Annotated in this window: 14 protein-coding genes; 11 read left to right on the forward strand and 3 right to left on the reverse strand. The window is 69.5% G+C overall.

Annotated elements, in window-relative coordinates; translation table 11 throughout:
- Positions 1-188: 188 nt before the first annotated feature.
- Positions 189-824, forward strand: coding sequence for a hypothetical protein (locus tag FM125_RS00160; RefSeq protein WP_087133253.1), 636 nt, complete (start codon positions 189-191; stop codon positions 822-824).
- Between the two features lie 25 nt (positions 825-849).
- The gene (locus FM125_RS00165) at positions 850-1,494 is read left to right on the forward strand and encodes an SIMPL domain-containing protein (RefSeq protein WP_087133254.1); all 645 of its coding nucleotides are present in this window, start codon (positions 850-852) and stop codon (positions 1,492-1,494) included.
- A gap of 9 nt (positions 1,495-1,503) precedes the next feature.
- Here the strand turns inward: FM125_RS00165 and FM125_RS00170 are convergent, their stop codons facing one another.
- Entirely contained in the window at positions 1,504-1,995 is a 492-nt protein-coding gene (locus FM125_RS00170) for a SixA phosphatase family protein (RefSeq protein WP_180525255.1), read from the reverse strand.
- 34 nt (positions 1,996-2,029) lie between these two features.
- Here FM125_RS00170 and arfB point away from each other — a divergent pair, with 34 nt between their 5' ends.
- Positions 2,030-2,470, forward strand: coding sequence for an alternative ribosome rescue aminoacyl-tRNA hydrolase ArfB (gene arfB, locus FM125_RS00175; protein ID WP_087133256.1), 441 nt, complete (start codon positions 2,030-2,032; stop codon positions 2,468-2,470).
- A gap of 1 nt (position 2,471) precedes the next feature.
- On the opposite strand, the gene FM125_RS00180 is transcribed toward arfB, so the two are convergent.
- Positions 2,472-3,758: a DUF4921 family protein gene (locus FM125_RS00180; protein ID WP_087133257.1), complete on the reverse strand. Its 1,287-nt coding sequence runs from the start codon at positions 3,756-3,758 to the stop codon at positions 2,472-2,474.
- A 208-nt stretch (positions 3,759-3,966) separates the two neighbouring features.
- Here FM125_RS00180 and scpC point away from each other — a divergent pair, with 208 nt between their 5' ends.
- From scpC to FM125_RS00215, 6 genes are all read left to right on the forward strand, one after another.
- Positions 3,967-5,481 carry a succinyl-CoA:acetate CoA-transferase ScpC gene (gene scpC / locus FM125_RS00185; RefSeq protein ID WP_087133258.1) on the forward strand — a complete coding sequence of 505 codons (1,515 nt, stop codon included), beginning with the start codon at positions 3,967-3,969 and terminating at the stop codon, positions 5,479-5,481.
- A 135-nt stretch (positions 5,482-5,616) separates the two neighbouring features.
- Positions 5,617-7,188, forward strand: coding sequence for an AbgT family transporter (locus tag FM125_RS00190; protein ID WP_087133259.1), 1,572 nt, complete (start codon positions 5,617-5,619; stop codon positions 7,186-7,188).
- A gap of 68 nt (positions 7,189-7,256) precedes the next feature.
- The gene (locus FM125_RS00195) at positions 7,257-8,441 is read left to right on the forward strand and encodes a M20 metallopeptidase family protein (RefSeq protein WP_087133260.1); all 1,185 of its coding nucleotides are present in this window, start codon (positions 7,257-7,259) and stop codon (positions 8,439-8,441) included.
- A gap of 183 nt (positions 8,442-8,624) precedes the next feature.
- On the forward strand, positions 8,625-10,238 hold the full coding sequence (locus FM125_RS00200; RefSeq protein ID WP_087133261.1) for an inorganic phosphate transporter: 1,614 nt from the start codon (positions 8,625-8,627) through the stop codon (positions 10,236-10,238).
- 72 nt (positions 10,239-10,310) lie between these two features.
- Positions 10,311-11,093, forward strand: coding sequence for a hypothetical protein (locus FM125_RS12040; protein WP_219337003.1), 783 nt, complete (start codon positions 10,311-10,313; stop codon positions 11,091-11,093).
- A 24-nt stretch (positions 11,094-11,117) separates the two neighbouring features.
- Positions 11,118-11,507: a histidine phosphatase family protein gene (locus FM125_RS00215; protein ID WP_087133262.1), complete on the forward strand. Its 390-nt coding sequence runs from the start codon at positions 11,118-11,120 to the stop codon at positions 11,505-11,507.
- Here the strand turns inward: FM125_RS00215 and FM125_RS00220 are convergent.
- Entirely contained in the window at positions 11,450-11,815 is a 366-nt protein-coding gene (locus tag FM125_RS00220) for an ArsR/SmtB family transcription factor (protein WP_087133263.1), read from the reverse strand. The two genes, FM125_RS00215 and FM125_RS00220, sit on opposite strands and share 58 nt — an antisense overlap.
- A gap of 81 nt (positions 11,816-11,896) precedes the next feature.
- On the opposite strand from FM125_RS00220, the gene arsB reads away from it, so the two are divergent.
- Both arsB and FM125_RS00230 read left to right on the forward strand, forming a co-directional pair.
- A complete protein-coding gene (gene arsB / locus FM125_RS00225) occupies positions 11,897-12,988 on the forward strand; it encodes an ACR3 family arsenite efflux transporter (RefSeq protein ID WP_087133264.1) in 1,092 nt (363 codons plus the stop codon).
- 23 nt (positions 12,989-13,011) lie between these two features.
- Positions 13,012-13,440: an arsenate-mycothiol transferase ArsC gene (locus FM125_RS00230; RefSeq protein ID WP_087133265.1), complete on the forward strand. Its 429-nt coding sequence runs from the start codon at positions 13,012-13,014 to the stop codon at positions 13,438-13,440.
- The last annotated feature ends 188 nt before the right edge of the window (positions 13,441-13,628 follow it).

Here is a 13,628-nt window from a genome sequence, read left to right on the forward strand (position 1 = left end):
GCTTGGGGGCAAGACTCCCGCTCAACGAGTGTCATCAACGTGATGGCCGGGTACACCTAGGCTGAGGGCCAGGCGGCACGACGCGCGCCACCGCCCGCCCGGACCTGTGGACAACTCCCCGGCGGCCTCGGCATTCGGGTCACGATGGATGGAGGCGAGGACGGGCCTCGCCGGAGGGAGGAAAGACCATGACCATCACCGCAGGCGAGTCCCGATACGGCATGCCGTGGGCGCGCGAGGACTATGAGCGGCTGGCGGACGTGCTGCCGGAGACCGAGGACGCCTTCGAGGTCGGCGTCAGGATCGGCAGACCCCCCACTGCGCTGGCCGAGCGCTGCCGTGCCATGCTCCCCGCGCGGGAACGGCACATTCCGGGATGCATGGTCCTGAACCGGCTCCACCGGCTGATGCAGGAGGAGGACTTCGACTGGGAGTCCGCCATGCGCGAGCCCGAGATCAAGGCACCGGTGACCGTGGTCGAGGAGCACCACACCGGGTGGAAAGGCTTGGAGACGGCGGACAAGGTGGCGGCACTCGATGCGCTCATCGCCCATCGCGAGCATCTTGCGCCGGACGAGTGGAAGCGCGTCCGGGAGGCCCTGGACGAACCCGGTATCGACGAGGCGCTCGCACGCCGCCGCATCGACCGCCTGGTCCGCCAGGGGTGGGCTCGGAACGACGCGCACTACTCCACGATGTTCCGCCTCCAGTACGAGGCCTTCGACGGCGACGACGACCGCGTCGCCTTCATCCTGAACGCCCACGAGCCTGCCCCGGAACCCAACCCGTGGTTTGGGTCCGACGACGGAGACTGGCGGTACTGAGACACCCTCCGGCTACGCTCGCCCCATGCGCATCACCGTCCACGGCCATCACCGCATCAGCCGCTCCCCCGAGCTCGGCAGGCTCCGCCTGCGTGTGGAGGCATCCGGCCCGGACAGGGCCGCGGTGCTGGAGACGGTGCGGCAGGAGGCCTCCCGTCTGTCCGGTGAGCTGCTGGAGCTGAAGGCCGGCGGCCTGCTGGACGAGTACGTTGTCCAGGCGCCGGGCACCCATGTGGAGCGCGACCACGACGAGCACGGTCGCCCCACCGTCCTGCGGCACGTGGTGTCCGTGGCGGTCACCGCCGTCTTCACGGACGCCTCCATCCTCGGCGAGCGCGCCTCCGAGTGGGCGCTCCGCCTTCCCCTCGAGATCGGCTGGGTGGACTGGCAGCTGACGGAGGCCACCCATCGAGAGCTCGAGGAGTCCGCGCTGACCGAGGCCGTCGCCGACGCCCGACGCCGCGCGCAGGTCATGGCCGCCGCGGCCGGGGCCAGGGAGGTCCGGGTGCTCGAGGTCGCCGATCCGGGGCTGCTCTCCGGCGGCGAGGCCGCGCAGGACTCCGGTGTCCGCTTCGCCCGCGCCTACGGGGCCAACGGCGGCGAGGGCATCGCCTTGGTCCCGGAGGACGTCACGGTCGAGGCCGCCGTCCAGGTCCGCTTCGAGGCCTGACCGTCCTGCTCAGTCCTCGCTTCCGGGTGGCCGCCCGTGGGCGGTCAGCTCAGCGGGCCCTCCCCACTGCTGCATCACGACGACGGCCAGCCCGGACGTCTTCATCGTCACCGGCTCTCCGGTCAGGTGGGCGACGAGCTCGTCGCAGGCCGGGCTGTGGCCGACCAGGACCACGGTGTTCGCATCCCGGGCCTCCGGGGCGGAGGCCAGGCCGCGGACGATCTCCAGCAGGTCGGCGCCGTCGAAGGTGTAGGCCCGTTCCTCGACGCGTTCGGGGACGGTGTCCGGGAGCTCGGCGGCGGCCAGGCGCCAGGTCTCGGCGGCGCGGACGGCCGGGGAGACGACGGCGAGGTCGATCGGCGGGATGTTCGCGGCCAGCCAGCGTCCGGCCTCGGCGGCCTGACGGCGGCCGCGCTTCTTCAGGGACCGGTGCCGGTCGTCCACGGGGACGGACCAGTCCGACTTGCCGTGGCGCATGACGATCAGGGTGCGGTGGCTCATGGCCCCATTGTGTCTGCACGGGATACTGGAGGGCATGAAGGATCTGCGCGTCGCCCCGTGCCCCGGTGCGCCGCGCGGACTCATGATCCCGGCTGCAGAGCTGACCGAGCGGTTCGCGCGGGCCGCCGGCCCCGGCGGTCAGGGCGTGAACACCACGGACTCACGCGTGCAGCTCAGCCTGGACCTCACGGAGTGCTCCGTGTTCACCGACGCCCAGCGCGAGCGGGTCCTGCAGCGCCTGGCCGCCAGGCTGACCGCTGGCGTCCTCACGATCGACGCCGCCGAGCACCGGGCTCAGCGCCGCAACCGCGTGGCCGCCCGCGAGCGGCTGGCGGCCCTGCTCGAGGAGGCGCTGACGCCTCAGAAGCACCGGCGGGCCACCAAGCCCACGCGCGGCTCCCAGCGCCGCCGGCTCGAGGGCAAGAGGCGCCGCTCCGAGATCAAGCAGGCGCGGCGCCGGCCCCGGATGGACTGACTCAGGCCAGCTCGATCCCCGCGGCGAGCGCTCCTTCACCCTGCAGCTCGCGCAGCCGTGTCAGCACCCGATCCCGCAGGGTCCACGGGCTGACGGTGTTCACGTTGACCTTGGTGGCGCCCTCGAAGCCGGCGAGGGTGGAGACGCGCCACTTCAGGCAGATCCGCCAGGGGATGCGGGCGCCCACACCGGCCGGACGGGTGTGCCACTCCTCGTTGCAGGGCACGTCCGCGCCGGTCGCGGCATGGGCCGCGTGCAGCAGGTCGGACACCGCGCCGAGCTCCTCGGCGGAGTGCTCCCACGGCTCCGAGGCCTCGGCGGTGGACCAGACCTCGAGCGTCGGGTAGCGGTGCCCGAAGCCGGCGAACAGGACCGCGTGCGCGTTCTGCGCCACCACGAGGCCGCGCTTCCGCGCATATCCCACGGCCCAGTCCTCGAACACGTCGGGGTTCTTCGCCACGGCGGCGAGGACGGCCTCGTTCTGCGCCCCGCGCTCGTCGATGGCCACGAGCTGCTTGTGCAGATGGTCGAAGGAGGCGCCGGCCGGCTTGAGCCAGTTCTGGAACACGGACACGTACCGCACGCCCGGGTCCATGGCGTAGAGGTCCTTCGCCGACTCGGCCGTGAACCGGATGAACTCGCGGTGCTCCTCCGACGTCAGGGTTCCGGACGACGCCAGCTCGTGGTCCGTCCGGGCGCCGTCCACGAAGTGGCGCCGGGCGATGACCACGTCATGTCCACCGCCGAAGAACCCGGAGGCCGCCTCGATCCGCTTGTCCTCGGTCATGCCGGAGACCTCGTCGCCGGTCTTGCCGGAGGCGCGCAGCTTGTTCTCGATCACCGCGAGCACGTGGGCCCGCCCCTGCGCAGTCGCCAGGTAGGCGTCCCGGCGGGCGCGCACGGCGTCGGACAGCTCGTAGCCGTGGTTGAGGTGCCAGTAGTCGTAGCTGAGGATCTCGAAGAGGTTCGGCACACGCCGGAACTCGGCCACGGTGGCGTCGAGCTCCTCGGCAGGCACGGCCAGCAGTGTGCGGTGCGTGCCGTCGTCGTCCCTCACGGAGCGGGACTTCTCCGGCGGGGTCTGGCGGACGTTCTCGGGACAGAAGGCACAGTGGCGGCCGTGCATCGACGGGTCCAGCGGGACGGCGGCGGGGCGGGCCATGCCGAGCGGGCGGTCGCCGCGGCCGGGGACGGTCCACACCTCGGTGCCGGTGAACGGGTTGCGCTGCTTGACGGTGCCGTCGGCGAGCTGGACGAGGAAGTCGGGGGCATCGGCGGCCACGGCCATGGCGGCTCCTTCGAGAGGACGGCGGGGACTACGCCACAACCTAGCGACTGCCGCAGGCCGGCACGTGCAGGCGAAGAACGGGCACCACAGCCGGCGGCCGCGCCCTGGACAGCCGTGGTCCTTGCAGGGCGACGGCTGACACCCGCTCCCTGCCCCGGGGGTACCCTGGACGGTGGCCCGTCTCACTCGCTCACCCCATGGAGGCCCCATGTCATCCCGCATCCACCACCCCGGTCTGCGCGCCAAGGTGATGTCCGCCGACGAGGCCGCGGCCTTCATCGAGCCGGGCACCACGGTGGGCATGTCCGGCTTCACCGGATCGGGCTACCCGAAGGCCGTGCCGATGGCTCTGGCGAACCGCATCAAGGCCGCCCACGCCCGCGGCGAGGACTTCCAGATCAACCTGCACACCGGCGCCTCCACCTCCACCGAGATGGACGGCGCGCTGGCCGAGGCGGACGGCATCGCCCTGCGCACCCCGTTCCAGTCGGACCCGACCATGCGGGCGAAGATCAACTCCGGTGACATCGAGTACATCGACACCCACCTGTCCCACCTGGCGCAGACGGTGTGGAACGGCTTCTACGGCCCCATGCGCACGGCCGTGATCGAGGTGTCCGCGATCCGCGAGGACGGCACCCTGGTCCCCTCCTCCTCGGTGGGCAACAACAAGTCCTGGCTGGACCTGGCGGACCAGGTGATCCTCGAGGTGAACTCCTGGCAGTCCGAGGACCTGGAGGGGCTGCACGACGTCTACTACGGCACCGCCCTGCCGCCGCAGCGCAAGCCGATCATGATCATGGACCCGGCCGACCGCATCGGCCAGCCGTACTTCGAGTGCGACCCGGACAAGGTCGTGGCGGTCGTGGAGACCCACGCCCCGGACCGCAACTCCCCGTTCAAGCCGGCCGACGCCGACTCGATCGCGATCGCCCGGCACCTCGTCGACTTCTTCGAGCACGAGGTGGCCCACGGCCGCTACGACGAGCACCTGCTCCCGCTGCAGTCCGGCGTGGGCAACATCGCCAACGCCGTGATGGCGGAACTGGTGAAGTCCCGGTTCAAGGGTCTGACCGCCTTCACCGAGGTGGTCCAGGACGGCATGCTCGACGCCCTGGACTCCGGCACCCTGCGGCTGGCCTCGGCGACCGCGTTCTCCCTGTCCACGGACAAGGCGGAGGAGTTCAACGCCAACGCCGGCAGGTACCGGGACAAGCTGATCCTGCGCACCCAGGAGATCTCCAACCACCCGGAGCTCGTGCGCCGACTCGGCATCCTCGCCATGAACGGCATGCTCGAGGCCGACCTCTACGGCAACGTCAACTCCACCCACCTGATGGGCACGACGATGATGAACGGCCTCGGCGGCTCCGGAGACTTCGCCCGCAACGCCTTCACCTCCTTCTTCCTCACCCCGTCCACCGCGAAGGGCGGCGCCATCTCCTGCATCGTGCCGATGGTCTCCCATGTGGACCACACCGAACACGACGTGCACGTGGTGGTCACCGAGCAGGGACTGGCCGACCTGCGCGGCCTCTCCCCGAAGCAGCGTGCCCGCACGATCATCGACACGTGTGCGCACCCGGACTACAAGGAGCAGCTGCAGGACTACTTCGACCGCGCGATGCGTGACTCGGGCGGCCTGCACACCCCGCACCTGATGGACGAGGCCCTGGCCTGGCACCAGCGCTTCATCGAGACCGGGACGATGCGTCAGGGCTGACGGCCAGACGGCCCGCACGCCTCCGAGGCTCTCGAGGGACGCCTCCCGCACGCCCGGGGCCGAGCGCCTACTATGGTTCCACCTCGACCCTGTGGCCGAGGTCTCACCGCACGTCGAACCTCAAGAGGAGTCCCCATGACCTCGCTCAACGGCGGGTCCACCACCGCCGACGCGTCAGATCGGAATGCCGCTTCCCGGGGCCTGCTCAACAGGTTCCTCAACGTGATCGAATGGAGCGGCAACAAGCTTCCGGACCCGATCATCATCTTCGCGGGCCTCTGCGCCCTGACCCTGGCAGCGTCCGCCGTGGCCGGTCTGGCCGGGTGGAGCGCGGTCCACCCGGGCACGGGCGAGACCCTGGAGGCGACCAATCTGCTCAGCACGGAGGGCATGCGCATCGTCATCGGCGATGCGGCCGCGACCTTCGGCGCCTTCGCCCCGTTGGGACAGGTGCTCATCATCATGCTCGGCATCGGCGTGGCCGAGCGCTCGGGCTGGTTCGAGACCGGCCTGACCCAGGCCATGACCACTGCCCCCAAGATCCTGATCATCCCCGCGATCGCGGTCATCGGTCTGCTGGGCAACATCGCCGGCGACGCCGCCCCGATCGTCCTGCCCCCGCTGGCCGCCCTGATCTTCCTCAAGCTGGGCTGGCACCCGATCGCCGGCATCGCCCTGGCCTATGCGGCCGCCACCGGCGGCTTCGCGGCGAACCTGATGATCGGCATGTCCGACGCCCTGGTCCAGGGCTTCACCCAGGAGGCCGCGGTCCTCATCGACCCGGACATCACGACGACCGTGCCGATGAACTGGTGGTTCATCGCCGTGTCCGTCGGCGTCCTGCTTCCGGTGCTGTGGATCGTCACCACCAAGGTCACCATCCCCCGTCTGGGCGCCTACCAGGCGGCCGAGGACCTGGAGGCGGAGGACGTGGAGATCGACGACGTCAAGCGCAAGGCCAACCGCTGGGCCCTGGTGGCGCTGGCGCTGTTCGCCGCGCTCGTGGTGGCCGCCTGCGTCCCCCAGGGCTCGTTCCTGCGCAACGCGGAGACCGGCTCCCTGACCACCGACGCGCCCCTGATGAACGGGATCGGGCTGATCCTGGCCCTGGCGTTCTTCATCCCCGGGCTGGTCTACGGGATCCGGGCGAAGACGATCACCGGGTCCTCGGACGTCGCCCGCATGATGGTGGAGTCCATGGCCACGATGGCCAGTTTCGTCGTCGTCGTCTTCTTCGCCTCCCAGCTGCTGTCCTATGTGAGCGCATCCAACATGGGCGCCATCCTCGCCATCCGGGGCGCCGAGCTGCTGGAGGGTCAGGACGGCGTCGTGCTGATCATCGGGATCCTCGCGATCTCCGCGTTCGTGAACCTGTTCGTCGGTTCGGCCTCCGCCAAGTGGGCGATCCTGGCGCCGATCTTCGTCCCGATGATGATGCTCCTGGGCTACCACCCGGCGTTCACTCAGATGGTGTACCGCATCGGCGACGCCATCACGAACCCCATCACGCCGATGTTCCCGTACTTCGCACTCGTGCTGACCTACGCGCAGCGCTATGACAAGAAGCTGGGCATCGGCACGTTCATCTCCACGCTCGTGCCCTACTCGCTCGCGATGGGCCTGGCGTGGGCCGCCATGATGATCGTCTGGTTCCTGCTGGGCTGGCCGATGGGGCCGGACGGCCCCATCCGCCTGCCCGCCGAGTGACGAACCACCGACAGGTCGGCGCCGAGCCAGGCGCCGGCCTCGTCCCGCCCCGTTCGAAAGGAGCACCCATGTCCGCCGACATCGAGGCCTACCAGGACCAGCTCGTCGCCTGGCGCCGTCATCTGCACCAGCATCCGGAGGCCTCGTTCGAGGAACACGAGACCGTCCGGTACATCCGCGCCGAGCTCGAGCCGCGTCTGCCGGGCGCCACGTTCGAGAACCTCACGCCGACGAGCCTGGTGGTGACCCTGGACACCGGCCGCCCCGGCCCCACCCTGGGTCTGCGCGCGGACATCGACGGACTGGCCATGACCGAAGACCGGCCCGACCTCGACTTCGCCTCGACGACGCCGGGCCGCATGCACGGCTGCGGTCACGACGGCCACACGGCCACCATCATGTCCGCCCTGGTCTGGGCGCACGATCACCTGGACGAGCTGACCGGCACCGTGCTCGGCATCTTCCAGCATGCGGAGGAGACCCCGCCCGGCGGCGCCAAGGAGATGGTGGAGACGGGCCGGTTCGCCGACGTCGACTACTTCTTCGGCTTCCACTACTGGAGCACCCTGCCCACGGGCACGGTGGACATCAAGCCCGGTCCGGCCTCGGCGAACTCAGACCTGTTCGAGGTGCACCTGCGCGGCGAGGGAGCCCACGCGTCCACCCCGGAGGACGCCGTGGACGTGGTCACCGCCGCCAGCTCCCTGATCCAGCAGTTCCTGCTCATCCCGTCCCGCCGGGTGGCCGGGCTGGACCCGTGTGTGGTGTCCACGACCTGGATGGACGCCGGCCGCCAGTCGGCGCTGAACGTGTACCCGCCTGAGGCACACATCGGTGGAGTGGTCCGCACGCACGACGACGGCGTGCGGGACACGGTGGAGGCGGCGATGCGGGACATGGTCCGCGGCCTGGAGACGGCGAACCCCGGTCTGCGCTGCGAGCTGGACTACCTGCGCGGCTACGACATGGTGTGGAACGACCCGGCCCGCACCGCGGTGGTCCATGAACTCTGCGAAGACCTGTTCCCGGGCTCGGTGATCACCGACCCGCCGATGCTCGGCGGCGAGGACTTCGCGGCCTTCTCCCGGACCGCGCCCGCCACCTATGTGTTCGTGGGGGCCGGCAACGCGGCCAAGGGCTTCGACGCCGGTCACCACAACCCGCGGTTCGGTCTGGACGAGGACGCGTTCCCGATCGCCCTGCGGCTGGTCGTGGAGGTGCTGCGGAACGGGCCGCGCCTGGCGGCGGGATGACGGTCTGACCCCGCGCACGCTCGGAGGCGCAGGCCTCCAGCCTGTCAAGGACGGTTCACGGCTCTGCAAGCCAGCCGTCACGACGGCGTCAGATCACTGGCGGAAGGTGGCGTTCGTGGTCGACCCCGAGCAGCGGGGTCGACCACGAACAGCAGGGTCGACCCCGAGCAGAAGGGACCCGTCATGTCCTCCTCCACCACCGAAGCCCCGGAGCTGAAACGCAACGGGTTCCTGGGGCCCGACACCAACTGGCACCTCGCCTTCGGCATCCTCACCATCGGTGCGCTCGCCCTGTGCATCTCCTGGGCGCTCGGCTACACCGACACCACCCACACGGTGCTGCTGATCACCACGATCGTCGTGGGCATGTTCATGGCCTTCAACATCGGTGGAAACGATGTGGCGAACTCGTTCGGCACCTCCGTGGGTGCCGGCACGCTGACCCTGAAGCAGGCGCTGCTGGTGGCCGCGGTCTTCGAGGTCAGCGGCGGCGTGATCGCCGGCGGTGAGGTCACCGAGACCGTCCGCAGCGGCATCGTGGACCTTGACAGCGTGTCGCTGCCGCCGATGGACTTCGTGTTCATCATGCTCGCGGCCCTGCTCGGCGCCGCCCTCTGGCTGCTCATCGCCACCCGGATGGGGTGGCCGGTCTCCACGACGCACTCCATCGTCGGTGGCATCGTCGGCGCTGCGGTGACCCTGGGCCTGCAGACCGGAGCGGGCGGCTTCGAGATGGTGCAGTGGGGCGAGATCGGCAAGATCGCGCTGTCCTGGGTCCTCTCCCCCGCGCTCGGCGGACTGGTGGCCTGGGTCCTGTACCGGGCGATCAAGAAGCACATCCTCGCCTACAACGAGGAGGCCGACGCCAAGATGCGCGAGCTGCGGCTGGAGCGCATCGAGCTGCGGAAGAAGCACAAGACGGCGTTCGAGCGGCTCTCCGAGGTGCAGCAGATCGCCTACACCAACGCCATGGCCCGGGACGCCGCCACCAAGTCCTCGGGTCACGACTACGAGCCGGACGAGCTGGAGTCGGACTACTACCGTGAGCTGGACGCGATCGAGTCCAAGGAGGACGAGGTCAACTCGCAGCACGCGCTGCAGGTCTGGGTGCCGCTGCTGGCGGCCGGCGGTTCGATCGTGATCACGTCGATGCTGCTGTTCAAGGGCTTGAAGAGCCTGGATCTGAACATCGACAACGTCGGCAACATCCTCATCATGCTCATGGTCGGTGCCGCCGTGTGGATGGCCGTGTTCATCCTCGCCAAGACCCTGAAGAAGCAGTCCCTGTCCCGGTCGACCTTCCTGCTGTTCAGCTGGATGCAGGTGTTCACGGCGTCCGCGTTCGCGTTCAGCCACGGCTCGAACGACATCGCCAACGCGGTGGGTCCGTTCGCGGCGATCGTGGACGTGCTGCGCACGGATCAGATCAACGCCGAGGCCGCCGTGCCCGGGGCCCTGATGCTGGCCTGTGGCGTCGCTCTGGTCTGCGGCCTGTGGTTCATCGGCCGCAACGTGATCAAGACCGTCGGCACCGGGCTGACCGAGATGCACCCGGCGTCCGGTTTCACCGCCGAGCTCGCCGCGGCCGGCGTCGTCATGGCCGCGTCCATGCTGGCCCTGCCGGTCTCCTCGACCCACATTTTGATCGGTGCGGTGCTCGGTGTGGGCATCGTCAACCGCGCCGCGAACTGGAATCTGATGAAGCCGATCGCGCTGGCCTGGGTCATCACTCTCCCGGCCGCTGCGATCATCGGCGCCATCGGTGTGACGGTGCTGCGCGCCGTGTTCGGAGGCTGAACGAGGGTTTAGCGTTGTGTGCATCACTGCATCCTGATGCGAGAGCATCACTGAACACGGAGGCACCCGCCCATGACCACCCCTCATCCCCAGCAGCCAGACATCATGAGCGGCCGCGCCAACCTCCAGCGCGGGCTCGAGACGGTGGGCGGTCACTTGAGCCTGGTCAATGACCGACTGGTCTTCACGCCGCACAAGCTGAACGTCCAGTCCGACCCGGTGGAGATCCCGCTCGCCCAGGTCCGCGGCACCCGCCCCGCGTGGACGAAGTTCCTGGGAGTTCTTCCACTTGCCCCGAATTCCCTGGCCGTGGAGCTGGAGGACGGGACCGTGCATGCTTTCGTGCTCTCGGAGCGCCAGGAGTGGAAGGCCGCGATCGACGACGCGCTGGCGGCTCAGCGCTGGCACGCCGACCCGAGGCGACCCCGGCTGTCCGAGGAGACGGACATGGCCAGGAACTCGCAGGCGCGCCCCGGGGCCTCGCTCGCCGACGACCAGCGGTCCCCGTCCGCCGAGCGATGGGAGGTCGACCTGGACTGGCTGTGGGGCACCCCGCCGGGCAACGACGGATCTGCTGCGACGCTGCGCCTCGATGTCACCGGGCCGGGTGCGGCCCACGCGGCGGTGCGCTGGATGGACTCACTGAGCGCGGACGAGGACGGCGTGCGTGGTGAGGGCGGCTGGCGAGCCGACCCCGGCAACGTTGGAGGCGGCGAGGACCACGCTGTGATCCTGCTGACCTCAGCGGGTGAGGACGTGGCCGACGGCCTCGAGGACGCCGCGGACACCGCATACGAGGCGCTGTCCGCGGTGCCGGGGCTGCAGCTGCACTGGGCGCCGCAGCCCCGGCGCTGACCAGCCGCTGACTCGGCGGCGCCGGTGGCAGTTCAGGCGGCCCAGGCCGGGGACAGGATCGCCGCAGTGCCCGTAGCCGCGGGGGTGCCCTGCCCCCTGCGGCGGTGTGCGCAGACCGCGGGGGCTCTCGTCGAGCGCCAGCCGGCCACGGTGTTGTCCACGGTCGAAGCCGACCTCACCGAGTGCGACTATGGCAACGGGCAGGGCCGGGCGCTCAGCGACCTGGCCACCGAGCCGCTGTGGGCGACGGCGCAGACCCAGCCGTCCGCCATCTGCGAACGACCGGCGTTGTGGACTCAGCCGAACAGGACACTGGACCGTGCGGTCATGAAGATCGTCAAAGCCGGCGGCGGGGTTCAGGCGATGTCGAGGAAGGAACGGAGCTCGGCGAAGGCCGACGGCACGACGGAGTAGTGCGCCCAGCGCCCCTTCTGTTCGCGCGTGAGCAGGCCGGCGTCGACGAGCTTCTTCATGTGGTGACTCACGGTCGGCTGGCTGATGCCCAACGGCTCGGTGAGATCACAGGCGCAGACCGAATTGCAGCCCTGAGCAGCGACATGGGAGAGAAGCCGGAGACGGGTCGGGTCGGAAAGCGCCTTGAGCAAGGACGCGATCCTCTCGGCCTCGACGCTGTCGACGGGCCCCGCTGAGAGCGTGCAGCACTCCTCAGGGCCGTTCATCGTCTCGAGCCCGGCAGCTGCGATCGCGGTCGTCGTGGACATGTCCCCACCTTACATTGACAGTCATCGATGTGAAGCATAGCGTTCGCATCGATATCCGTCGATGGAAGGTTCGGTTCCCTCATGAGTACGACCACCAAGGATGTGGAGCAGCCCCGCGTGATGAAGGAGATGTCCTTCCTCGATCGCTGGCTCCCGGTGTGGATCCTGGCCGCCATGGCAGTGGGTCTCCTGCTGGGACGGTTCATCCCCGGCCTGAACACCGCGCTGGAGGCGGTGAAGATCGGATCCGTGTCCCTGCCCATTGCGATCGGACTGTTGGTGATGATGTACCCGGTCCTGGCGAAGGTCCGCTACGACGAGACCCGGCGCATCGGCGCGGACCGACGCCTGCTGGTGACCTCGCTGGTGCTGAACTGGATCGTCGGCCCGGCACTCATGTTCGCCCTGGCCTGGATCTTCCTGGCCGACCTTCCGGAGTACCGCACCGGCCTGATCATCGTCGGGCTCGCACGCTGCATCGCGATGGTCCTCATCTGGAACGACCTCGCCTGCGGTGACCGAGAAGCAGCCGCGGTGCTGGTCGCGATCAACTCCGTCTTCCAGGTGATCGCCTTCGGTGCCCTGGGCTGGTTCTACCTCCAGGCGCTGCCGTCCTGGCTGGGGCTGCGGACCACGTCGGCCGAGTTCTCGATCGGCGCGATCGTCCTCAGCGTGCTGATCTTCCTCGGGATCCCGCTGGTCGCAGGGTTCCTGACCCGCATCCTCGGTGAGCGAGCCAAGGGTCGGACCTGGTACGAGGAGCGGTTCCTCCCGAAGATCGGCCCCTGGGCGCTGTACGGGCTGCTGTTCACCATCGTGCTGCTGTTCGCCCTCCAGGGCGACGCGATCATCTCCGCACCGGGGGACGTGGCCCGCATCGCCCTGCCGCTGCTGGTCTACTTCGTCGTCATGTTCCTGGGGTCCTTCCTGCTCGGCCGCGCGATCGGACTCGACTACGCGAAGTCCACGACCGTCGCGTTCACGGCCTCGGGCAACAACTTCGAGCTCGCTATCGCCGTCGCCATCGGCACCTTCGGAGTCACCTCCGGCCAGGCCCTCGCCGGCGTCGTCGGCCCGCTGATCGAAGTCCCCGTCCTCGTCGCCCTCGTCTACGTCGCCCTCGCTATGGGGCGGCGCCTGTTCCCCGGCGACACCACCGCCCCCACCCGATGACCCCACAGAAGGATCCCCTCGCCATGACCACGAAGCGCCTTTCAGTCCTGTTCGTCTGCGTGAAGAACGGCGGCAAGTCCCAGATGGCCGCCGCCCTCATGCGCCATCACGCCGGGGATGAGGTCGACGTGCATTCCGCCGGCACCCGCCCGGGCACCGCCATCAACGCCCAGTCCGCGGAGGCGATCGCCGAGGTCGGCGCGGACATGTCCTCCGCCGTCCCGCAGCCGGTCACCCCCGAGCTGCTGCGAAGCGTCGACCACGTGATCGTCATCGGCGACGAAGCCGTTATCAAACCCGTCGAGGGCATGACCGCGCCGGTCACGACCTGGCACACCGATGAGCCCTCTCAGCGCGGCATCGAAGGGATGGAGCGGATGCGCTTGGTCCGCGACGACATCGACACCCACGTCCGCAAGCTCCTGACCGACCTCACCGGCACCGCGAACTGACCGCCCCACAGCAGGAAGACTCCTCATGTTGACCACCGCGACGAACTCACGTCCCATTGGGGTCATCGGCGCTGGCCCCATCGGCTTGCCGCTGCTGCCCACCTCTCTGAGCGCGGCCTGCCGTTCCTGATCCTCGCGGCACGGACCGCGGCAGGAGCCGGGTGTCTGGTCGGTGGGGGGCGGCGGGC

The organism is Micrococcus lylae (assembly GCF_900163825.1).
Classification (GTDB): domain Bacteria; phylum Actinomycetota; class Actinomycetes; order Actinomycetales; family Micrococcaceae; genus Micrococcus; species Micrococcus lylae.

Excerpts from the sequence above, each read along its gene's own strand:
- FM125_RS00180 (WP_087133257.1), bottom strand. The coding sequence starts at position 3,758 with ATGGCCGTGGCCGCCGATGCCCCCGACTTCCTCGTCCAGCTCGCCGAC.
- FM125_RS00200 (WP_087133261.1), top strand. The coding sequence starts at position 8,625 with ATGTCCTCCTCCACCACCGAAGCCCCGGAGCTGAAACGCAACGGGTTC.
- scpC (WP_087133258.1), top strand. The coding sequence starts at position 3,967 with ATGTCATCCCGCATCCACCACCCCGGTCTGCGCGCCAAGGTGATGTCC.
- arsB (WP_087133264.1), top strand. The coding sequence starts at position 11,897 with ATGAGTACGACCACCAAGGATGTGGAGCAGCCCCGCGTGATGAAGGAG.
- FM125_RS00195 (WP_087133260.1), top strand. The coding sequence starts at position 7,257 with ATGTCCGCCGACATCGAGGCCTACCAGGACCAGCTCGTCGCCTGGCGC.
- FM125_RS00230 (WP_087133265.1), top strand. The coding sequence starts at position 13,012 with ATGACCACGAAGCGCCTTTCAGTCCTGTTCGTCTGCGTGAAGAACGGC.
- FM125_RS00160 (WP_087133253.1), top strand. The coding sequence starts at position 189 with ATGACCATCACCGCAGGCGAGTCCCGATACGGCATGCCGTGGGCGCGC.
- FM125_RS00190 (WP_087133259.1), top strand. The coding sequence starts at position 5,617 with ATGACCTCGCTCAACGGCGGGTCCACCACCGCCGACGCGTCAGATCGG.
- FM125_RS00170 (WP_180525255.1), bottom strand. The coding sequence starts at position 1,995 with ATGAGCCACCGCACCCTGATCGTCATGCGCCACGGCAAGTCGGACTGG.
- FM125_RS00220 (WP_087133263.1), bottom strand. The coding sequence starts at position 11,815 with ATGTCCACGACGACCGCGATCGCAGCTGCCGGGCTCGAGACGATGAAC.
- arfB (WP_087133256.1), top strand. The coding sequence starts at position 2,030 with ATGAAGGATCTGCGCGTCGCCCCGTGCCCCGGTGCGCCGCGCGGACTC.
- FM125_RS00165 (WP_087133254.1), top strand. The coding sequence starts at position 850 with ATGCGCATCACCGTCCACGGCCATCACCGCATCAGCCGCTCCCCCGAG.
- FM125_RS12040 (WP_219337003.1), top strand. The coding sequence starts at position 10,311 with ATGACCACCCCTCATCCCCAGCAGCCAGACATCATGAGCGGCCGCGCC.